Source organism: Demequina globuliformis (genome assembly GCF_000975155.1).
Classification (GTDB): Bacteria; Actinomycetota; Actinomycetes; order Actinomycetales; family Demequinaceae; genus Demequina; species Demequina globuliformis.
This window is the reverse complement of record NZ_BBRG01000001.1, coordinates 1,191,609-1,213,423: the sequence shown is the minus strand read 5'-3', so window position 1 is coordinate 1,213,423 and position 21,815 is coordinate 1,191,609. Positions and strand designations below refer to the sequence as shown.

The window sequence follows — 21,815 nt, the reverse complement described above, 5'->3', positions numbered from 1 at the left end:
TCTCGCGGCTGCTAGCGATTGATGGGGCGGGTTGATGGCCTGGTCTGAGTCGTGCGCAGCGCTGCTGCGAGGTAGGCCGTGTGTGCGGGCAGGTCTGCGCCCGGATCTCCTGGCTGCGGTGCAATGCCAGCGGCGGCCGCGGTGGGATCCGGCGAGGGCTCGGGATCGGGCACATAGTTGCCGATCTCGATGGTGACGTTGGAGTTGATGTCCACCTGGTTCCCGGGTCCTGGGCTTTGGCTGAGCACCGTGCCCGCCTCGCTCTCGACCTTGGTGTCACGCGTGACAACGACGGGCGTCAGGTTCGCATTGCGGATCGCGCGTTCTGCGTCGTTGCGGCTGAGGCCCATCACCCCCGGGACCTCGACCTGCTCTGTGGCGGAGTTGTCGCAGTCGCGCAGACCCGATGTCCACTCGCGCACGCCCTGGAGATTTCCGGAGAACGCCACCTTGATACGGGCATAGTTGAAGGTCCACGGCTTGCCGTCTTCGGCCGGACGCGTGCCCCACTGGTCGCGGAACCACTCTTCGGTGACGGTGTAGTCACTCGAGTTGCCCTCGACGCGGAACTCCGTGTCGCGCCCGCCGCCGTCGGCCCAGCACCGCTGGTACTGGACGCCCGCGCGGTACTTCACCGTGGAGTCCGTCGCGACCTTCACACCGTTGTCGGCACACTGCACAGGCGCGCCGCCAAAACTGATGCAGTGGTACGCGTTGATCGACGGAATCTCGCCCACCCTGACGTCGGTGTTTTCCGTGGTGTCGTTGGGGTTGGTGCCGTAGCGCACCGTGAAGTTCCGGTCGACGGAGCGGTAATGAGGGTTGTTGTAGCCCGCTTCGCAGGACAAGGCTCCATTGGTGCCACAGCGGTCGAAGAATGAGTATCCGGATCGCTTCTCCGGCGGGCTACCCGGCGCCACGTAGGTGAAGACACCCGTGACGGTGGTGGTCGCGTCACCGTAGGCGGTCGAGTCGTAGCGGCTCTGCGCGCAGATCGTGTAGTCGCGCGGCTGCTCGTTGGGGCTGAATGTAATCGGCACGGCGCCACGCCCGCCGTTGGCCTGCACGGTCGGCTCGCAGCGTCCACCGGAACTGACGCCCAGCCACGTGGTGGATCCCGCGCCCGCAGACGCGACGTCAACCGTGAACGTCACCTGGCGGCCGTCCTGGCTGGACGTCCAGTCGGGGTTGGAGATCTGTGGAGCACCCACGCCGTTCACGCGGGCGGACAGGGCCTCGCCTTGCGTGCTCCCGCCGCCCACGGGTGGAATCTCGTGGCCCGTCACGGGGGTGATCGTGATGTCGGTCGCCGCGTTTGAGCCCACGAGGTAGTTGGACACCGTCTGGTTCCCGCGCCCGGACACGGTGACAACGCGCTGCTCGCCCGTAGGCGAGGTGATCGACAGTTGCCGCGTGGACGAGTCCTGCACGCGGATGACGAGGTCCGCCTTGAGGCCGGCATCCCCCGCCTTGGACGGCTTCCAGCTCACCAGCGATGGCCGCTGAGGGGGCGCATATGACCACGCGGTAGTGCTAGCCGACCCCTTGGAGTTGCCCACGGAGTTGTTCGCGACCACGGTGTACTGGGTCTTTTCGCCATTGGCGAGGCCCGTGATCTGGGAGCACGCACCCTTGGCGGTGCAGGTGGCGACCTCGCTGCCACCGGCGGTCACGGTGAAGCCGGTGATGCCAGGGTAGGAGGCCGATGCAGGACCTGGGTCGACCGCGAGGGTGACAGTTCCGTCTCCGTACGCGGTTTGGGACAGGGCCGACGGGCTCCCGGGGAATCCCTGCAGGTCAAGGCTGACCTGGCCCAGGCGGTCACCGGAACTCTTGCGCCCCTGAGCGTCGACCACGACAAAGCTCGCGTTGCACACGGCGCCCGCGGTGTCCCCCGTCCAGGAGGCACGCACGGCGGTGTCGGAGGCCACCGAGAACGTCACACCCTTACACGTGCCGTCGGAGCTCACAGAGTCGAGAACAAGGGGTGTCGTGGTGAACGGGTTGACCTCGCCAGATGCCCCGATGACCGAGATAGTGCACGAGTTGCCGTCGCTTTGCGAGCACTGCTGTGACGTGGAGCCGCCCTTGGGCAGAGTCGATGGCGCAGGACCCACCTCGAGCGTCAGGGTCACCGGCGCCACCTCCGCCTCAGAGGTCAGGGTCACGGTGACGGTGTCGACCGCGCCCGGGACCGCCGTGTCCGAGGCCACGATCGTCAGCGAGTCGCCCGAGCGGCTGACGGTGAACTGTTCGCCCACGTACGTCATGCCGATCTCGACCGGACGGCCGTCGGCACCGTCTGGCCAGGTCACCATGCCACCCAGGTCAAAGGAGGCCGAGTCGCCGGGAGAAATCTCCAACGCCGCTCCCGTGAGCACTGGCTGTGCAATCTCAGGAATCACGATGATGGGGACGGGAAGGAACTCGGGCTCGTCTGCGCCTTCCACCAGGATGGGTACCTGGCACGTGTCGGTGTAGGGCTCACCTTCGCCCGCGTCGTAGCGCAGTGTGGTCCCGCTCACTAGTGCGCACGTCGCTTGCGCCCGAGCGCCTGAGGCGCTCACGGCATCGGCCGGGATCGTGAAGGACGTGTCCGCTGACAACGCGATGAGGTCACGCATGTCGAAGGACACGGACTCGTTCTCGTTGACTTCCGGCGCCGCGAAGTTCTCACGCAGGGACACGCGGATCTCTTGCTCTCCAGGGATGCGCAGGAAGCCGTAGGAGACCACGTCCTCGCCGGCAAAGTTCGCGCCCGTGACCTGGAAAGGAATGAGGCGCGGCGCCTGCGGTAGCGGCCCCGCAATCTGCCAGCCGCTGACCGTAAGGTCGTCCTGCGTGCCCCACACGCTGAGAGCGAGCTCGTTCACGTCTCCGGCGCCCCACGAGACCATGCCGGTGATCACGTCCACGCCACCGGTAAAGGTGTCGCGGTTCTCCGAGGTCAGGATGGTGTCGGCAATGATCGGCACGTCGGCGATCGGCTCACGCACGGCCTTGAGGATGATGCGACCGATCGACGTCGAGCCGGAGTCGTTGGCCACGGTGTACACGTAGGCGTACGTGCCGGGCTCAGTGCCCACGTCGAGGGTGACGCGGCCGTCCTCGAGCGCCACCTCGCCGTCGGCGTTCTTCACGAGATGAGAGTCAAGCTGCGCGTACTCGTCGGAGTCTGGGTTGGCGTCGGGAGTCACGCTGAGGAGCTGGAGCAGACCGCCGCTGAGGTCCTGATCGTTCGCCGTGGGGTTGATGACCACGCGACGGTCGTCTCCCACTTGCGCCTGCACATAGTCGGTGTAGGTGACGGGGCGGGGGTCGAGCTCGGCCGCCAACACGCCAACGGATGCGGTCGCCACGGCAGTCGCGCCGCGCGCGTCCTCGACAGTGAAGGTGAACGACACCTGGCCAGCGAAACCAGAGTCAGCGGTGTAGACGAGCGAACGTCCGTCAGAGGACACGCGCGCCGCACCGGACTCTGGCTGGGTCTCAATGCCCTTGAGTGTGACCGCGTCGCCGTCGGGGTCAGCACCGGTGCCGTCGAAGGGCAGCCGCACCTCCTGGCCGGACGCGACCCTGCCGCTGATGGGCTTGGGCACGGGAGGCTGATTGGTCTCGTCGGCCGTGACGGTCACCACCACCTTCGCGGTGTCCGCCTGAGTCGGGTAGCCAAGAACGTAGGCGCCGTAGTCGATGGCATACGTGCCAGGCTCACTGGGCGCGAGGTAACGAATGATCGACCCGGCAGGGAAAGCGAGCCCGCCACCCTCGGACAGCGACACCGAGGCCGCGTCGAGGGCGATCACGTTGCCCGCGGGGGCAATGTCATTGGCGAGGACCTTGATGTCGGCCTGCGTGTTCGCCCGCACCGTGATCGCGTCATCGACGGCCAGGGGCGTCGATGGCACATCGGTCCCGAGCAACACCACCGTGACCTCGCCGGTCACGGTGCCCTCTGGACGTCCGGATCCATCGGAGACCGTGTACGTCACGGTTCCCAAGGCGCCCGGCTGGCCGTCGCTGGTGTCGCCGCTGAGGCGTAGGGCCGAGTGGCCCACGATGTCAGCGGACAGTTGTGCGCCGTCGGCCGGTGCGGTCGAGAGGTCGGACAGCAGCAGCACGGACCGGCGGGGGTTCGTCACTGCCGCCAAGACGTCGACCGTCACGTCCTCCTTCGCCCGCACAAAGGCAGTCAACGGGACGGTGGTGAGTTGCTCGTCCTCCGCCGCGACCACGGTCACGCGGGCGGCGCCGCGCGCCTCCGCGACCCCATCGCTGACCACAAAGTCCACGACGTAGTTGCCGGGGCCCTCTGCCACGAAGGAGAAGCCCACGTCGCCCTGCAAGGTCGTGACGACCGCATCGTCGTCGGGGCCGAGCGTCGCCTCCGTCACGGTCAGCGGGCCGCGAGCGCCCGTGACGTGGTCGGCGACGTCAATAGCTGCGGTGACGCCCGCTGACACGGTGACGGCGGCGTCTTTCACGAGGAGTTCCGGTTCGCCCAGCACCGCGACCGCAAGGTCCTTAGTCTCGCTCGCACCGTGCACGTCGGACACCGTGACGGAGATCGGGACGGCTCCCGTCTCAGTCGACGACGCGTCCGTGTGTTGGAACACGAGCTGTCCCTCAGGCGAGGCCGCAACGACGCCCACGCTTGAGGTGGTCGTGGCCCCTGCCAAGTAAATGGGGTCGCCCTCGGGGTCAACCCAGCCCGTCAACACGTCTGCCGTGACGGTCCCGCCGGGAGAGACCTGTGGCGCCGGCCAATCGAGCTGACAGTCATCCACCCCACACCACTCGGGCGGAGAGTTCACCGACGAGTCCTGCACGGTGAGGCTGACCGAGGCCGGGTCGGACATCAGCCCGTCATCCGTGGTGCCGTCGGTGATCGAGTACGTGAACGATGCCGTCCCCGTCACGTCCTCGAGGACGTCCACCACAATGGCCTGCGCGTCGTCGGCCACCGCCACGGTTCCGAATGACTCCGACAGGCCCGTGACGGATCCGGGTTCGATGGTGAGCACGTCTTTGTTGGGGTCGTGATCGTTGAGCAGCACCGGAAGCACAATCTGACGGCCTGCCCTGACGCCAAAGGAGTCCTTCTCGGCGACCGGAGGGCGCGGCTCGGTGACTTCCGTCGCGACCTCCTCGTCATCAGCGGCCACCTGGACGTCGTCGTCGGCGTCCCACGCCTGGGACGACGGCACCAGCCTGCCCGTGCGCACGTCCCAGACCCACCCGGAGCGTCCTTCGTTGAGGATCAACCGCGAGCCGTTGGTCCGCAGAGTCGGCACCACACGCTCGCCTAGGTTCTGGCCGCCGTAGCTCAACTCCGCGGGGGTCTGACCGTCGCGCCACAGCGTTCCGGGGCCGGTGCCCTCGGGTAGCCACGCAGCCACGATGCCGCCTGAGGCTGGATCCTGGAGCGGCCGCGCAGCCTCACCGAGTGATAGCGACTCCGTGGAGCCATGCACGCGCGTGCCAGCGGGCTCCTCGAGCGTGACGGTGACAAGGCCGTACTCGTCGGCGACCGCTACCGTGCTGGCCTCCTCGCCGGACTTCTGAAGCGCCGCGCCCTCGCCAATGCCCGTTGACACCGGCTCCTCGACGTCCTGAATCCACAGCAGCCCGCTGTCGCCGTCAAGCAGCACCCAGCGTTCGCCTACCCACGCAAGCTGGATGTCCTCGCTGTCAGGGCCTTCGGGCAGCGCGCTCGTGCGCAGTTCGGTGGCGCTGGTCCCGGTCAGCACTGCACGGCGTTCGATCGAATAGGCCGCTACCTGCCCGGTGGTGGACACGGCGACTGCGTTGGCGACAAACTGCGGCCGGTCCTCGCCCTCGGCGACCTCGACGTCGGCAAAGGGGTCGAGTTGGACGGGCGTCACGGCCGTGCCCGCGGAGACCGACCCCGTGAAAACCTCGCCGGTATCCGTCAGGTAGACCACGTAGTCGCCCGTGCTGTGCACCACGTCCGTGCCAAGCGGGGTACCAACCGTGGACTCAGGCGACTCCGCGGCAATGTCGTGAGGCTGGGCGACATTCATCGTTGTCACCGAGCCGAGGTTGTTGGAGTACACCAGCAGGGTGTCGTCAGCCTGGACAAGGTCCGTCGGAGACGCGACCTGCTTCACCGTGTCGAGTTCGGAGACCGAGGTATTGATGCGCGCCATGCGCTGGCCTGCCGAGGTCTGGAGCGCCCATACAGATGGACTGTCGGGGGTGATCTCACGCTCGTCGAAGCCGGGCGCGAGGAAAGCCCCCACGCCCACTGCCGCGATCAGCAGTCCCACGCCTGCGCGCCGTACGTTGCGCCACCGTGCTGCCGTGGCACGTCCGAGCCCCTCCTCGACGCCGCTCATGCAGTTATGCCCCCACCGTCAGGACGACTGCGACGATGGCTCCCACCACGGCCGCGCCGCCAATGGCCGCTCCGACCGCAATGTTCCGGCCCACCTTGCCAGCCTTGCGGGCCCGCATGGTGCTGGTGCCGGCCCTCCCGGTCGTGTCACTGTCGCGTCGCAGTCGCTGGGACTGGACGGGCACCGTCGAGCGCACGCCGTGGCGCTGCTCGTCCGCGCTGGGCATGGGCGCCGCGGTCTGGGACCACGCGTCTGAGGGGATCTCGAGGCCCGTGATCTGGACCCCCATCTCCATCTCCACCTGCTGCAGCGCGTGGCCAAAGGCTTGAGCGGACTCGTAGCGGTCGCCCGGCAACTTCCGCATGCCGCCTTCCAGTGCGCGCTGCAGAGCGTCGGGCACGTCAGGGCGGTCAATGGGCGTGTACTTGGCCTTGAGGATGCGCTTGTGCAGCTCTGCGTCATCACGGCGCTGACCGGGGCGATCGAAGGGGCTGTGCTGGGCGAGCAGCGTGTACACGGTCGCCGCGAGCGCCCACACCTCTGTGGCGACAGTGCCCGTGGTCTTGTGGTCGACCAGTTCCGGCGCGCTCCACGGCGGGGACATCGCGATGACGTCGTCCTCGCCCTGCTCCAGGGCCGTCGCGACGCCGAAGTCGGACAGCACGGGGTGACCAAAGGAAGTCAGCAAAATGTTCGACGGCTTGATGTCGCGGTGCAGCAGTCCGGCGCGGTGGGCCGTCTCAACTGCGGAGGAAATCTTGATCCCGATGGACAGCACCTCAGCGACCGGCAGTTGCTCGTGGCGGTACCGGTTGGTGAGCGACGCCGGGCAGTACTCCGTCACCAGGAATGGCCGCCCGTCCGCTGACACCCCTGCGTGGTACACGGTGAGAATGCTGGGGTGAGCGCTCAGCTGGGCCATGACGTCGGCCTCGGCGGCGAGCGCGCGGGCGGAGGCGTCGTCTTCGATCCGGCTCAGGAGCACCTTGACGGCGACCAGCCGGCGGGGCATGTCCTGTTGGAAGAGGAACACATCGGAGAATCCACCGGATCCCAAGGGTCGCACGTAGGTGTACCCGGGCAGCACGGGTGGATTGAGCGCCTGGCGCTTCGCCATAGTTCCGTCCCCCCTCCCTGTGTCATGTCTCTCAGAGCGCTGTTCAGCCTGAGTCTCACGATGGGACCGGAGTCACTCTAGCCCACAGTCAGGCACACCGGAATAAAGGCGCGTCAATGTGACAAGTTGCACGGCTTTCGCCGCGGTTGACCGCCTGTGGGGGGAGGGCCGATGCCTGGGTTTAGGCCTCGTACTCGTCCAGCGGCGGGCACGCACACACGAGGTTGCGGTCACCGTGCGCGTTATCGATGCGGGACACCGGCGGGAAGTACTTGTCCTGTCGCAGTGCGGGCACCGGGAACGCTGCCTGCTCGCGGCCGTATTTGCGGTCCCAGCCATCCGCCACCACGGCATCGGCCGTATGCGGCGCGTGCCGCAGAGCCGAATCCTCGACGGCGATGTCCCCGCGTTCAATGGCCGCGATCTCCTCGCGAATCACGCGCATGGCCTCGATGAAGCGGTTGATTTCGCGCAGGTCTTCGCTCTCCGTCGGCTCCACCATGAGCGTGCCTGGAACCGGGAACGCCATGGTGGGCGCGTGGATGCCAAAGTCGATGAGGCGCTTCGCGATGTCCTCTGCGGTGACGCCGCTGGTCTTCGTCAGCGGGCGGATGTCAAGGATGCACTCGTGGGCGACCAGGTCATTGACCCCTCGGTACAAGACCGGATACGAGTCTGCGAGCTCAGTGGCGACGTAGTTCGCCGCGAGAACCGCGACCTTCGTAGCCCGGCCCAAGCCTTCATGACCCATCAACGCAATGTACGCCCAGGTAATGGGCAGAATTCCCGCGGACCCGAAGGGTGCAGCCGAGACGGGCGCACCGCGGCGCGCCAACTCTGCTGGGCGCTGGATGGTTTGCCGCAGCGCGGGCAGGTACGGCACCAAATGCTCGGCTACGGCTACCGGACCCACGCCCGGGCCGCCACCACCGTGAGGGATGCAGAACGTCTTGTGCAGGTTGAGGTGGGACACGTCGCCACCAAAGCGACCGGGCTTGGCCAGCCCCACGAGCGCATTGAGATTGGCACCGTCGATGTAGACCTGACCCCCGGCGTCGTGCACCGCAGCGCACACGTCCCGCACCTGGCTCTCGTACACGCCGTGCGTGGAGGGGTAAGTGATCATCATGCACGCGATGCGTCCGTCGTGGGCGGCGATCTTCGCGTGCAGATCCTCGAGGTCAACCCCACCGTTGTCCGCCGTCGCGACGACCACCACGCGCAGTCCCGCGAGGACGGCGCTGGCGGCGTTGGTGCCGTGAGCCGAGGCCGGGATGAGGCAGACGTCGCGTTCCTCGCCGCCATTGTCACGGTGGTACGAACGGATCGCGAGCAGGCCGGCGTACTCGCCCTGGGCTCCCGAGTTGGGCTGCACAGACACCGCCGCGTAGCCCGTGATGTCAGCGAGCCATTCCTCCAACTGGGCGATCATGTCGCGGTAGCCCGCGGTCTGGTCGGATGGCGCGAACGGGTGAATGCGAGCGAAGCCAGGCCAGCTGATGGGAGCCATCTCCACGGCCGCATTGAGCTTCATGGTGCACGAGCCCAACGGAATCATGGTGCGGTCCAGGCTCAGGTCGCGGTCCGCGAGCCGGCGCATGTACCGCATGAGCGACGTCTCCGACCGGTGCTGGTGGAAGATCGGGTGCGTCAGGTACTCGCTGCTGCGGCGCAGCGACAGTGGGATCGCCACCCGGGGGGCACTGTAAACGCCGTGACGCTTGCGGGCCGTGACGGCCTGAACAAGGGTGTCAAGGATGTCGAGACTCGTCACCTCGTCGCACGACAGGCCCACGTGGTCCTCATCCACACGGCGCACATTGATGTGCTCGGCGGCCGCGCGCGCCACCACCGAGTCCGCTCCCCCAGGAACGCGCACCACGACGGTGTCGAAGAAGTGTTCGTGAACCACCTCGACGCCTGCGGCCGTCAGGGCATCCGCCAGCGTCACCGCGGTGTTGTGCACCTGCGTCGCAATCGCGCGCAAACCCTCGGGGCCGTGATGGATGCCGTAGAAACCGGCGATCACTGCCAACAGCGCCTGCGCGGTGCAGATGTTGGACGTGGCCCGGTCACGACGAATGTGCTGCTCGCGGGTTTGCAACGTGAGCCGGTAGGCGGTGCGGCCGTCGGCATCGACGCTCACTCCCACCAAACGGCCGGGGAGTTGACGCTCCAGACCGTGGCGCACGGAGATGAATGCAGCATGCGGGCCGCCAAAGAACAACGGCACCCCGAAGCGCTGCGCTGAACCCACAGCGATGTCGGCACCGATCTCGCCTGGCGCCTTGATCATGGTCAGTGACAGGAGGTCGGCCGCGACCGTCACGAGTCCGCCGGCCGCGTGTGCGGAGGCGATCACGTCCTGGATCTCTCGCAGCACGCCCGTGGTGCCGGGCTGCTGAAGCACGAGCCCGACGAGGTCCTCGGGTGCCGACCACCCTGCGTCGATGTCCTGGACCTCGAGCCGCAGCCCGATCGCCTCAGCATGCGCCTGCACGACCGAGATGGTCTGAGGCAGGCATTCCGAGTCCAGCACAATGACGCCGTCGTCGCGGCCCTTGACGGCCCGGCGCATCAGCAGCATCGCCTCCGCCACCGCGGTCGCCTCGTCCAGCAGCGACGCCCCCGCTACCGGCAGCGCGGTGAGGTCGGAGATCATTGTCTGAAAGTTCAGCATGGCCTCAAGGCGGCCCTGCGAGATCTCAGCCTGGTACGGGGTGTAGGCCGTGTACCAGGCGGGATTCTCGAGGACGTTGCGGCGGATCACCATGGGCGTGATCGTGTCCGAATAACCCTGGCCGATCATCTGAATGTTGACCTGGTTGCGCTGGGCGAAGCCCTGCAGGGCGTGCAGGGTGTCGTTTTCCGTGAGCGGATCTGGCAACACCAGGACCTCGTCCTGGCGAATGCTCTCGGGCACGGCCGCCTCGGCAAGCGCGTCAAGGCTCGGGTAGTCGATCGCCTCAAGCATCTGCTCGATGGCGTCGTCCGAAGGGCCAATGTGTCGATCGCTGAACACAGTCACGCGCCCATTGTGTCGCATTGCCCCAGGCTGCGGTGGGATACACCCCGCCCCCCGACACTTTGCACCACAGAAAGCGCCGGCGCGCCGTGCGATCCGAGTGAATCGCGCGACGCGCCGGCGTGTCGGGTCTGGCTCCGGTTCACACTGCTAGGAGCCGCCTCACGTCAACCTGTCAGGCTGCTCAACCCGCAAGGCAGGTCTGACCGTTGAGCGTCAGCTCTGCAGGAGTCTGAGGGCCGTCGGTGGAGTTGCCCAGGAACCCGAAGGTCGCCGTCGAGCCCGCCTCCAGCACGGTGTCCCAGTGCGGGTTGGCCACAGACACGCTCGCGCCGTCCGTGGTCACGTCGCCGTTCCACAGCTGACGCATGGACTCGTCACCCGTGAAGTCCCAGCCCACGTTCCAGCCATCGATATCCCGCTTGGAGGTGTTCTCCACCGTGACCTGCGCGATGAAGCCGCCGGGCCACTGACCCTGAATGTCGTAGTCGACGACGCACCGGGGCTTGGGGTCAACCGTGACTGGGATGCGGACCGTCGTGCCCGTCTGCTTGCCCGTCAGGGTGATGACCGACTCGCCCTTCGCGGCGGCCGGGACGGTGAAGGAGATCTCGGCGGTGCCGTGCTCGTCGTACGGATCGGCGGAGACCTCATTGGTGACTGTCTCGGCGCCGCGGTTCTTGCCCGCGATCTGCACCTGCACCTTCTTGTCGGTGACGCCGCCCGGGTCCGTCATCAGCAGCGAGCCCACGTCGAAGGTGACGTCTTCACCCACGGCCAGCGACTCAGGTAGCCCCGTCACGGAGACCGCGGCCTGACGGTAGTCCGCCTCGAGCGAGCCAAACTCCTCCAGGTAGTCCACCATCGCCTGGAGGTCAACGCGACCGGAGTCCGCGACATCTGCCCCCTCAGCCAAGGTGGCGAAGTTGTCGCCGCCTGCGGCAAGGAACGAGTTCGCCACGACGCGGTAGGTGCCATCTGAGGTCACCTGCTCGCCGCCCAACCACATCGACAAGATCCGCTCGCCCGCGGGAGCCTCGGGGTCGTAGGTGTACTCGAAGCCCTCGGAGACACCCAAACGCAGGAACGGACGCGAGGAACCGGCTGGCTGCCACTGTTCCTCGAGGACCTGAGCAATCTGCTCTCCGGTCAGCGTCATCGCGACCAGGGTGTTGGCGAACGGTTGTACGCCAGCGGCCTGCTTGTAGGTCACAGGCGAGGGATACGCCTTGCGGTTGCCCTCGGCCTCACCAAGGAGGTCGGCGCGCAAACCACCGGGGTTCATGAATGCAATCTGGGTTCCGAGCTCTTGCGTCGCCCACAGTTGCACGTCGGCCACGGAATTGCCGAGCGTCGACTCGGCGCCGCGTGAGGAACCGGGGGTGCCGTCTGCGAGCCGTGCGCGGTAGAGCGGGTCCTCAAGGGTCCCCAGTTCCACCGAACCGAGGACCTCTGCCTCGGCCTCGGCGGCGGCGACCAGCGCCTCCACGTTGGGGTCCGCCGCAAACACCGGGTTGTCGGCGCCATCCTCGAAGAGGTCGACAATCGACGTGTCGAGGCCAGCCACGCTGCCGTCGGCGTTGAAGGTGTAGAGCAGCCGATTGAGGTTCATGCCGTACTGGCCCGAGGACACGACGGGACGCTCGGTCACCGTGCGACCCTCTGCCTCCCACTGCGCGACCGGCACCCGGTGGTCGTAGGCCAGGTGCGTGTGACCGGAGACCACGGCGTCAATGCTGGGGTCAAGGTCGGCGAGCATGGCGCCAAAGTCGTTGGACGTGTCGACGGCGTCTGCGTATGCCGTGGTGGGCGCACCTTCGTGGACCAGGAGCACAATGAGCTCTGCGCCAGCGTCCTCGAGGGCAGTAGCCGAACGGTTGGCGGCAACCGCCTCTTCCTCGAAGTGAAGGTCCTCGACACCGGCGGGCGTCACCAATGAGGGGGTCTCGTCGGTCACCGCGCCAATGAAGCCCACGTCGACGGCGCCGTCGCCCTCGCCGAAGGTCTGCATCCATGTTTCCGGCAGGGCGGGGTCGCCGTTGAGCAAGCGCACGTTCGCGCCCAGGTACTCCCACTCAGCCTCGACCATGATGCGGTCGCGCAGGTCCTCGTAGCCGGTGTCGAACTCGTGGTTTCCCACGGCAGACACATCGAGGCCAGCGGCGTTCAGCGCATCAATGGTGGGCTGGTCCTGGGCAATGAACGACTCGAACGTCGAGGCGCCAACGAGGTCACCCGCGGCGACAAACACGGACTTGTCGTATTCGCTCTCGAGGCTCTGCACGGCCCCGGCAAGCGACGCCGCTCCAGCGGAGCCGCCAAAGGCGTCGGGCAAAATGCGACCGTGAAAGTCGTTGGTCCCCAGGATCTGGACGGTGCTGCCGCCCTCCGGCGCCTCGATCTCGGCGGCAACAGCGCCGCCCATCCCCGGTGCCGCGGCCGCAGGAACCGCGAATGCGGTGACCGCGAGAGCGCCCGCTGCAGCGGCGCTCGCGCCTGCGGCGGGCAAAATGCCCGCTCGTGTCCGTCTCGTCATCATTTCTCCTTGTTGTCGGGGATATCCACCCGAACCGACGTTATGCGCCCGCGCTGACATTCGCATCCGGAGTCGATCAACGTTCACACAGTCCTTACACGGGCGTCATCTCCGATGGTCCCCGTATGCTGAACGGGCGCCGTGCGAGCATGGCGCGGCGACATCAGGGGAGGTAGAGGTGTGGAAGAACTCGTGCCGTGGGTAGTAGGCCTGCTCACCGGATCCACCGCAGCGCGCGTCCACCCTTACGTCAATCCAGGCTGGATTGTGGCTGCGTTGGTGGGCGCCCTGGGGGGCTGGCTGGGCCAGGTGTGGTGGGGGGACGCCTTCACGCGATGGCTGTGGGATCACGAGCTCGCGGGCGCAATCGCTGGCGCGGCGGTAGGCGGCATTGTCCTTGTCGCCGTGACGGGGGCAGGGTTCACGCTGTGGCGCTGGTGGCAGGCACGGCAGCGGGCCGATGCCGGGGCGGCGACCGGCCGCGCGGGTCACAGCCGGTAGTGGCCTAGCCCACGCCTCACTACGCTGGGGGACTATGAAACTCGTTGTCCAGGTTCCGTGCCTCAATGAGGAGGCGACCCTTGCGATCGTGCTCGGGTCGATTCCCACTCACATTGATGGTATCGATGAGATCGAGTTGCTCGTGATCGACGACGGCTCAACTGACCGCACTGGCGACATTGCGCGCGAGCACGGCGCGCACGTCCTGCGGCACGCCAGGCCCATGGGGCTCGCTCAGTCCTTCCGTGATGGAATCGAATACGCGCTCGCGCACGGCGCGGACATCGTGGTCAACACCGACGGCGACAACCAGTATCCCCAGGCGCGTATTGGCGACCTTGTCGCGCCCATCCTCCGGGGCGAGGCGGAAATCGTCATGGGGGATCGTCAGACACACACGATCGCGCACTTCTCCCCGTTCAAGAAGTCCATGCAACGCTTTGGCTCCTGGGTGGTGAACAAGGCGGCCGGAACGGACCTGCCTGACGCGGCATCTGGGTTCCGCGCCTACTCGCGCTACTCGCTGTACCGCCTCAACGTCGTGACGAGGTTCAGCTACTGCATGGAGACCATCATTCAGGCTGGCAATAAACGCCTGGCCATTGTGTCCATACCGATCGACACTAATCCCAAGACCCGCGAATCCCGCTTGTTCAAGAACTCGTTCGAACACATGCTGAAGTCCGCGCTGGCGATCATTCGCTCATTCATCATGTTTAAGCCGTGGATGATCTTCGCCTGGCTCACCGCGCTGTTCGGCGCGATCGGCATGATCCCGTTCGTGCGGTTCTTGGTGCTGAGGCTGGCTGGGGCAGGCGGCGACCATTACCAATCGTTGTTGCTGGGCACCGTGCTCTTGGTGGGGGCGTTCCTGTCGCTCGCGTTGGGCGTACTGTCCGACCTCTTGCGCACCAACCGCACGCTCCAGGAGCAGTCGCTCGAGCAACTCAAGGCGCAGCGCTTTGGCCCTGCCCACGGTGCCATCGTGGCGGCATTCCCGCCGGGCGCCGACGGGGTGCAGCAGCCGCGCGACACCTCCGTTTCCGCAAAGGACCGCCCATGATCGGCAAGCTCAAGCGCGTCGCCAAGAACGCCCTCGCCAATCCCGTGATTCGCAAGACCTACAACGGCGCGAACCGGGCAGTTCTCGAGGCGGCCGGCTCGAGCCGCGTGGGCGCGACCCTGTACTCAGTACCGGGATTCTTCACGTTCAACCGCGAGCAATTCGCGGTGTTGTCTGGCCGCCGTGCGTACTACCGCAACTTGGGGCGCCACCGAGCGAATCATGTCGAGTTGCGCCGCAACGTCCACCGCCTGGAGAAGGGCATCTTGATGCAGCCGCGGCGTGAGGTCTTTGCGCTCGACTACATCGAAGAGACCGTGGAGTTCTACGAGATTGCCTCCGCGCGGCCGTTGGGGTTCAGCAACCTCGACGCGGGCGAGATGCAGTGGGCGCACGACGTCCTCGCGGAGTACTTCTCGATCGTGTCCCCCACGGACCCGGTCGTGGCAGGCGCCCGCGCGCGGTTCGCCGCGATCAAGGCCCCTGGCACTCCCTCGGACGTCCACCCGTACCCGCAGGGCACCCTGAAGCGCACAGACATCACGTACGACCAGATGCTCGCGCTGGCGCAGTCGCGCCGTTCGATTCGCTGGTTCGAGGACAGGCCCGTGCCCCGCGACCTGATCGACAAGGCGCTGCTTGTGGCACGCCAGTCGCCGTCGGCGTGCAATCGCCTGCCGTACGAGTTTGAGGTCTTTGACAACCCGGATCAGGTGCAGGAGATCGCTGGCATCCCTTTCGGTGCCGCCGGTTACTCCCACCAGATCCCTACGGTCATTGTCGTCAAGGGAGATCTGTCCAACTACTTCTCGCCGCGCGACCGCCACGTGCCGTACATTGACGCATCGCTCGCGACAATGGGCTTCATCTACGCGCTGGAGACGTTGGGCTTGTCGAGTTCTGTCATCAACTGGCCTGACTTTGAACCGCTCGAGGCGAAGATGGCGAAGGCGCTGTCGCTGAAGCCCCACCAGCGCGTCATCATGCTCCTCGCGGTCGGCTATCCCGACCCGGACGCATTGGTCGCGTACTCGCAGAAGAAGGACATTGCCAACCTGCGCACGTTCCATGGCCTCGAGCAGTAGCGAGCCCGCTCGCCGCAAACCGTGGTGGCGCACTGCCATCGCGGTTGCCGTCATCGCGGCCGTCGCGTGGTTCTTTGGCGTCACCCTCGCGAGCAACTGGGAGTCCCTCCAAGCCGCGGATCTGTCGCTCGGGTGGTGGGCGCCTCTCGCGACCATTGCCTTTGTGCTCGCAGTCGCCGTCTCTGGCGCCCTGTGGGGTGGCGTCGTTCACCGCCTCACTGGCGCACGCATCGGCCCCCAAGAAGCAATCCGCGCCCACAACAGAGCCTGGCTGCTCAAGTACATACCCGGCCAAGTCGGCTTTGTCGCCTCCAAGGTGGTGTGGGGTCGCGAGCGCGGCCTCTCGCGCCTGAAGGTGTTGCTGTCCGTCGTCTACGAGAACGCGTTCCTCCTCATCGGGTCCACGGTGCCCACTCTCGCCATCTTGCTGCTAGCGCGCGGCGGCGAGACGGCCGTGAGCGCGACCGTCTGGATCGCCGTGGCGGCCATGGTGCCTCTCGCGGTGGCGATGCACCCTGGAGTGCTCAGCCGCGTCATTTCAGTGCTGGGCAGGCGCACCTTGGGGCGGGCGACAGCGGGGGCGCGCCGCGAGGTTCCCCGCGACGAACTGCTGTCGACGCCGGTCGCCTTGGGGTATCAGCTTGCGTTCCTTGCGCCGCGGGTCATCAACGGCGTGGGCGTGGTGATCATCTCGGTCGCGCTCGCAGATGCCGCGCCGGAGTCGTGGATCCCGCTGGCGGCGGCCTACGCACTTGCGGGAGCGATCGGGATTCTCGCGGTCTTTGTGCCGTCTGGCCTTGGCGTGCGCGAATCCGTCTTTGTCCTGTTCGCCGCGCCCTACCTTGGCGCGGACATGGCGATCATCGTGGCGCTGGCGGCGCGCGTGCTCGCCACCTTTGCCGACATCCTCATCGCCGGCATCTACCTGTTGCTGTCCGCGCTCGCGCGCCGTACAACCAAGGAGCACTCATGAAGAACGTCGCCATCATCGGATCCGCATTCGCCGGCAACAAGGGTGCGGCCGCCATGCTGGAAAGTGCTGTCACCCACCTGACGGCTCGCCACCCCGACGTGCACATCACGCACCTGTCGATGTACCCAGGCTCGGACGCAGACCTCAATCCGTACGCGAACGTCACGGTGATGGACGCTTCGCCGCTGCGCCTTGGAGTGCTGATCAACTCGGGCGCGTTGGCGTGGAGGTTCGCACCATTCCTGCGCGACGCTATTCGCCGCACCGTCCCTGAAGTGGGGGCGATCGCCGACGCCGACGTGCTGCTTGACCAAGGTGGCATCACGTTCGTGGATGGTCGTGAGAAGTACCTGGTCTACAACGTGGCGTCGATTCTCCCCGCTCTGAACACCAAGACGCCCGTGGTGAAGTGCGCGCAGGCCCTCGGTCCGTTTGAGGGCAGCCTCAACCGCTGGGCGGCACGCACGTTCCTGCCCAAGATGGCAGCGATCGTGTCACGCGGGGCAAAGACTCAGGAGCACCTCGACGGCTTGGGCCTTACCAACACCACGCCGGGCGCTGATCTTGCATTCACGCTTGAGTTGAGCGACACGGACGTGCAGCGGGCCGATGCCGTGGCGGGGACGTTCTTTGACTCCGGTGATGTCGTGGGCGTGTCTCCGTCGCAGGTGCTGCGGGCGGCGGCAGAGGCACGCGGCGAGGACTACGTGGGTGAGGTGGCCGCGCAGATCGACATCCTCACGGAAGAACTGGGCCGCCCGGTGTACCTCGTGGCGCACTCCACCCGGTCCAAGGATGACAAGCTGCACAACAACGATCTGCCGGTGTGCCGAGCGATCCTGGCGCGGGTGAAGAGCCCGGAGAAGGTCTTCTTCCCCGACGGCGAGCTCTCGAGCCAGGTCTTGCGCAGCCTCATTGGCCGGTGCGACCTTTTTGTCGCTTCACGATTCCACGCCATGGTGTCGTCGCTTGCCATGGGAGTGCCCACCCTGGTCTTGGGGTGGTCGCACAAGTACCGCGAGGTCCTCGACATGTTTGGCCTGGCCGAATGGGCGACGGCGGCGTCCGACCTGGATCTGGACGCTTTCCGGACTCGCGTGGGGGAGCTCGCGCAACAGTCAGGCGCACTGCGGACGGCAATCGCCGAGGCCCTCCCCACGGTGCGCGAGGTGGCGATGTCGCAACTCGACGTGGTGGACAAGGCGGCCAAGTTTTCGCAGCGGAGCGGCCTTTCCCACACGTGACAATTCTCACGTTCTACGCATGCGCGGTCCTGTGACCGTGGCGAGCCATGCCTAAGGTCCTGGGGTCCCTACACGTTCCCCTAGTGGCCCGTTCAACCCGAACGGACTGCGACCGCTGAGCAAGGAGGCTCACCATGCCCATGAAGGCTGTTGTGCTGCACGGTAAAGAAGACCTGCGCATTGAAGACGTCGACGTTCCCACCCCGGGCCCCGGCCAGGTACTGATTCGCAACGGCTACGCCGGCATTTGCGGATCAGACCTCCACGCCATCTTCGCGCCCGAGGCCCTTGGCCTCAGCGCGACTGATCCCCACTCTGTGACGGGCTCCACGCTTCCCCAGATTCTTGGCCACGAGTTCTCCGGGACCGTGGAGGCCGCAGGGGACGGCGTCGACGTCCCGGTCGGCACCCCCGCCGCGATCTACCCCGTCTACGCATGCGGCGAATGCCCCGCTTGCCGCAAGGGCCGGGAGAACGCGTGCGCACGCATCGGCTTCCACGGCCTGAGCTCTGACGGTGGCGGCATGGCCGAGTTCACCGTCGTGGACGCCGACCGCGTTCACCCTCTCCCCGATGGCGTGGACGTCAAGATGGGCGCGCTGGTGGAGCCGATGGCCGTGGCATGGCACGCCACGACGCGCGGCCAGGTGACGCCCGAGTCCACCGCAGTGATCGTTGGCGCCGGCCCCATCGGCATCGGCATCTACTTCGCGCTCAAGGCGCAGGGGCTCACGCGGATCGTGGTGTCAGAGCCCAGCGCCGAGCGTCGCACCCTGCTGTCCGACCTTGGGGCGGCAGTCGTGGATCCGGTCAATGACGATCTCAACGCCCGGGTTGCAGAACTCACCGACGGCCAGGGCGTGGATGTCGCGTTCGACGCTGCGGGTGCCCCCGTGGCGTTCCAGTCGACGCTTCCGCTCCTTGCCCCCGCCGGTCGCTTGGTCGTGGTGGCGCTGTATGAGCGCCCCGTCGAGCTGCAGCCCAGCCTCCTTGCGCTGGGTGAGCGCGACGTCGTGGGCGCGATGGCGTACCTTCCCGAGGACTTCACCGCCGTTATCCAGGCTATTGCCAGTGGCGTGTACGACTTCACGGGCTGGGTCGAGACCATCGGCGTTGACGACGTCCACCAGGCCGTGGAGCGCCTGCGCTCTGGCGCCGGAGCAAAGATCCTGGTGAGCGCCCAGGCATCGCAGTAGCCTGCGGCGGCTAGCCAGGACCGCCGCGCGCGAGCCGGTCGCCCGCCTGACCGGCAGTACCAGTGGCCCCCACGCACACGCGTGGGGGCCACTGTGCGTTGTGGGATATGCGACACGCGCGGCGGACAGGAGGTGGGACTGAAGGCCCTGCGGATCTGTCGGGGCACCGCTAACTTGGGGGGTGAACGGACTTGCACCTCAAGTCCCTGAAGTCACCGAGGTCGCCAGCTGTGAACCCCACGTCTGCCATTCCCGCCATTGCCGCCCGCGAGCGCTCCGTCGAGTCCTTCACACGTGAGTTCCTCCGTGAACTCACGTTCACCCAGGGCATCTCGCTCGAGCGGTCCTCCCTCAACGACCAGTACCAAGCGCTGGCGCGCACCGTGCGCGCCTACCTGACCACGGAGTGGTTGGAGACGCTCGACAAAGACAAGCCGGGCACCGAGAAGGGCGTCGCCTACTTGTCCGCCGAGTACCTCATGGGTCGCCAGTTGGACAACAACCTGCTCACGGCTGACCTGGAGGGTCTCGCGCGCGAGGCCATGGAAGGCCTGGGCATTGACCTCGATGCGCTGCGCGACGTTGAGGTGGAGCCGGGGCTGGGCAATGGCGGCCTCGGGCGCCTTGCCGCGTGCTTCATTGACTCGATGGCCACGGAGAACGTGCCGTCCATTGGCTACGGCATTCGCTACGAGTACGGCATCTTTAAGCAGACCTTCGAAGACGGCCACCAGGTGGAACACGCGGACAACTGGCTACGCCTGGGCTCCCCGTGGGAGATGGCGCACCCGGAGATGTCCGTCGAGGTGGGCTTTGGCGGCACCGTCGAGGCGTACACGGACGGCGATGGCCGCGAGCGCCGCCGGTGGGTTCCCGGATCGCGCGTGGTGGGCCTGCCCTACACGTACATGGTTCCTGGCTATCGCAACGGCCGTGTCAACACACTGCGCCTGTGGAGCGCTCGCGCTACCCACGCGTTCGACCTCAAGATCTTCAACTCCGGTGACTTCGAGGACGCCGTGCGCGCTCAGACGCGTGCCGAGACCATCTCGCAGGTCCTCTACCCCGAGGACTCGACGCCTCAGGGCAAAGAGTTGCGACTCCAGCAGCAGTATTTCTTTGTGGCGTGCTCGCTGCGCGACTACATCGATCAGGTGCTGCCCGCCGGAACGGACCTCGCGGAACTCCCGGACCGCATCACCTTCCAACTCAACGACACCCACCCAGTCATCGCGATCCCCGAACTGATGCGCATCCTCGTTGATGAGCGGGGTTGGGACTGGGCAGACGCCTGGGCAGTCACGCAGCGCACGTTTGCCTACACCTGCCACACGCTCCTGCCTGAGGCCCTGGAGGTGTGGTCCGTGGACTTGCTTGGCAAGCTGCTCCCGCGCCACCTGGAGATCATCTACCGCATCAACGAGCAGTTCCTTGCGCAGGTACGCGAGCAGTACCCGCATGAGCCGCTGCGCGTGCGGCACATGTCCATCATCCAAGAGGAGCCAGTGCGCTCCGTCAGGATGGCCTTCCTCGCCACCGTCACCGCGTTCAAGGTCAATGGCGTGGCCGCCCTCCACTCGCAACTCTTGGCTGACAAGGTGCTCAAGGACTTCGCGGAGATGTACCCGGAGAAGTTCACTAACGTCACCAATGGCGTGACGCCGCGCCGCTTCGTTGCCCAAGCCAATCCCGGGCTGTCAGGTCTGATCACCGCGGCGATCGGCGACGGCTGGGTGTCCGACCTTGACCGCCTGCGCGACCTTGAGCCCCTGGCCGACGACCCGGAGTTCCGTAGCGCCTACGCGGCGATCAAGCGGGCCAACAGGGGACGTTTCGCGGATGTGCTGCGTGCCAGGGACGGCTTGGAGATCGCCCAGGACGGCATGATCGACGCGATGGTCAAGCGCCTGCACGAGTACAAGCGCCAGTCACTCAAGCTGCTGCACATTGTGTCGCTGTACGAGCGGATCACGACCGGAAAGGTCGCGCTTGAGGACGTCGCGCCCCGCACCTTTGTCTTTGGCGCGAAGGCGGCACCGGGATATGTGCGCGCCAAGGAAACCATCGCGCTCATCAACCACGTGGGCGCCACGATCAACAATGACCCCGCGCTGCAGGGCCGTCTCAAGGTCGCCTTCCCCGCCAACTACAACGTGACGCTCGCAGAAAAACTCATCCCGGCATCGGACCTGTCTGAGCAGATCTCCCTTGCAGGCAAGGAGGCCTCCGGCACCGGCAACATGAAGTTTGCCCTGAACGGGGCGCTGACCATTGGCACCGACGACGGGGCAAACATCGAAATCCGCGAGCTCGTGGGTGACGACAACTTCTTCCTCTTTGGCATGGATGAGCCCCAGGTGGCCGCATTGCAGGCGGCCGGCTACGAGCCGGAGAAGTACTACGCGGAGGATGAGGACCTGCGCAGCGCGCTCGACCTCATTGCCTCGGGTCACTTCACCGGCGGCGAGACTGGGTCCTTCGTCGGATCCGTGGTCGCGAGCCTCATCGAGCGTGACCGGTTCATGGCGCTGGCGGACTTCCGCTCGTATGTGGATTCCCAGGCGCGCGTCGAGTCGGCCTATGCGGATCACGACGGGTGGACCCGCTCCGCGATCCTGAACACCGCGCGCACGGGCTTCTTTAGCTCGGACCGCTCTATCAGGGACTACTTGGCACGCATCTGGCGCGCGTAGCCGCGTCGATGGATTCGGCGCAC

11 protein-coding genes are annotated in these 21,815 nt (G+C 66.5%); 7 read left to right on the top strand and 4 right to left on the bottom strand.

Translation table 11 applies throughout. From position 1 onward, the window contains the following. Positions 1-11: 11 nt before the first annotated feature. The 4 genes from AOP75_RS05550 to AOP75_RS05535 form a co-directional block, all read right to left on the bottom strand. Positions 12-6,359: an Ig-like domain-containing protein gene (locus AOP75_RS05550; protein ID WP_062077297.1), complete on the bottom strand. Its 6,348-nt coding sequence runs from the start codon at positions 6,357-6,359 to the stop codon at positions 12-14. A gap of 4 nt (positions 6,360-6,363) precedes the next feature. Further along, positions 6,364-7,476, bottom strand: a complete 1,113-nt coding sequence (locus AOP75_RS05545) for a serine/threonine-protein kinase (protein ID WP_062077296.1) — start codon at positions 7,474-7,476, stop codon at positions 6,364-6,366. Between the two features lie 181 nt (positions 7,477-7,657). Next, positions 7,658-10,522: an aminomethyl-transferring glycine dehydrogenase gene (gene gcvP / locus AOP75_RS05540; protein WP_062077295.1), complete on the bottom strand. Its 2,865-nt coding sequence runs from the start codon at positions 10,520-10,522 to the stop codon at positions 7,658-7,660. A gap of 163 nt (positions 10,523-10,685) precedes the next feature. Continuing rightward, entirely contained in the window at positions 10,686-13,040 is a 2,355-nt protein-coding gene (locus AOP75_RS05535; protein ID WP_062077294.1) for a 5'-nucleotidase C-terminal domain-containing protein, read from the bottom strand. Between the two features lie 177 nt (positions 13,041-13,217). Between AOP75_RS05535 and AOP75_RS05530 the strand changes: the two genes are divergently transcribed. The 7 genes from AOP75_RS05530 (at position 13,218) to AOP75_RS05500 (ending at position 21,792) form a co-directional block, all read left to right on the top strand. Continuing rightward, entirely contained in the window at positions 13,218-13,538 is a 321-nt protein-coding gene (locus AOP75_RS05530) for a hypothetical protein (RefSeq protein WP_062077293.1), read from the top strand. A gap of 34 nt (positions 13,539-13,572) precedes the next feature. After that, positions 13,573-14,601 carry a glycosyltransferase family 2 protein gene (locus AOP75_RS05525; protein WP_062077292.1) on the top strand — a complete coding sequence of 343 codons (1,029 nt, stop codon included), beginning with the start codon at positions 13,573-13,575 and terminating at the stop codon, positions 14,599-14,601. Then, a complete protein-coding gene (locus AOP75_RS05520) occupies positions 14,598-15,686 on the top strand; it encodes a nitroreductase family protein (protein ID WP_062077291.1) in 1,089 nt (362 codons plus the stop codon). The genes AOP75_RS05525 and AOP75_RS05520 overlap by 4 nt, the downstream gene beginning before the upstream one ends. Further along, entirely contained in the window at positions 15,670-16,659 is a 990-nt protein-coding gene (locus AOP75_RS05515; RefSeq protein ID WP_062077290.1) for a lysylphosphatidylglycerol synthase domain-containing protein, read from the top strand. Before AOP75_RS05520 ends, AOP75_RS05515 begins: the two co-directional genes overlap by 17 nt. Further along, positions 16,656-17,903: a polysaccharide pyruvyl transferase family protein gene (locus tag AOP75_RS05510; protein WP_062077289.1), complete on the top strand. Its 1,248-nt coding sequence runs from the start codon at positions 16,656-16,658 to the stop codon at positions 17,901-17,903. The genes AOP75_RS05515 and AOP75_RS05510 overlap by 4 nt, the downstream gene beginning before the upstream one ends. 134 nt (positions 17,904-18,037) lie before the next feature. Further along, positions 18,038-19,099 carry a 2,3-butanediol dehydrogenase gene (locus AOP75_RS05505; protein ID WP_201774142.1) on the top strand — a complete coding sequence of 354 codons (1,062 nt, stop codon included), beginning with the start codon at positions 18,038-18,040 and terminating at the stop codon, positions 19,097-19,099. Positions 19,100-19,329: 230 nt separating this feature from the next. Beyond that, on the top strand, positions 19,330-21,792 hold the full coding sequence (locus AOP75_RS05500; protein ID WP_236683078.1) for a glycogen/starch/alpha-glucan phosphorylase: 2,463 nt from the start codon (positions 19,330-19,332) through the stop codon (positions 21,790-21,792). The last annotated feature ends 23 nt before the right edge of the window (positions 21,793-21,815 follow it).

Bases quoted from the DNA above. Each gene is read 5' to 3' on its own strand.
- AOP75_RS05545 (WP_062077296.1), bottom strand. From the start codon at position 7,476: ATGGCGAAGCGCCAGGCGCTCAATCCACCCGTGCTGCCCGGGTACACC.
- AOP75_RS05550 (WP_062077297.1), bottom strand. From the start codon at position 6,359: ATGAGCGGCGTCGAGGAGGGGCTCGGACGTGCCACGGCAGCACGGTGG.
- AOP75_RS05515 (WP_062077290.1), top strand. From the start codon at position 15,670: ATGGCCTCGAGCAGTAGCGAGCCCGCTCGCCGCAAACCGTGGTGGCGC.
- AOP75_RS05525 (WP_062077292.1), top strand. From the start codon at position 13,573: ATGAAACTCGTTGTCCAGGTTCCGTGCCTCAATGAGGAGGCGACCCTT.
- AOP75_RS05535 (WP_062077294.1), bottom strand. From the start codon at position 13,040: ATGATGACGAGACGGACACGAGCGGGCATTTTGCCCGCCGCAGGCGCG.
- AOP75_RS05520 (WP_062077291.1), top strand. From the start codon at position 14,598: ATGATCGGCAAGCTCAAGCGCGTCGCCAAGAACGCCCTCGCCAATCCC.
- AOP75_RS05510 (WP_062077289.1), top strand. From the start codon at position 16,656: ATGAAGAACGTCGCCATCATCGGATCCGCATTCGCCGGCAACAAGGGT.
- gcvP (WP_062077295.1), bottom strand. From the start codon at position 10,522: ATGCGACACAATGGGCGCGTGACTGTGTTCAGCGATCGACACATTGGC.
- AOP75_RS05505 (WP_201774142.1), top strand. From the start codon at position 18,038: ATGCCCATGAAGGCTGTTGTGCTGCACGGTAAAGAAGACCTGCGCATT.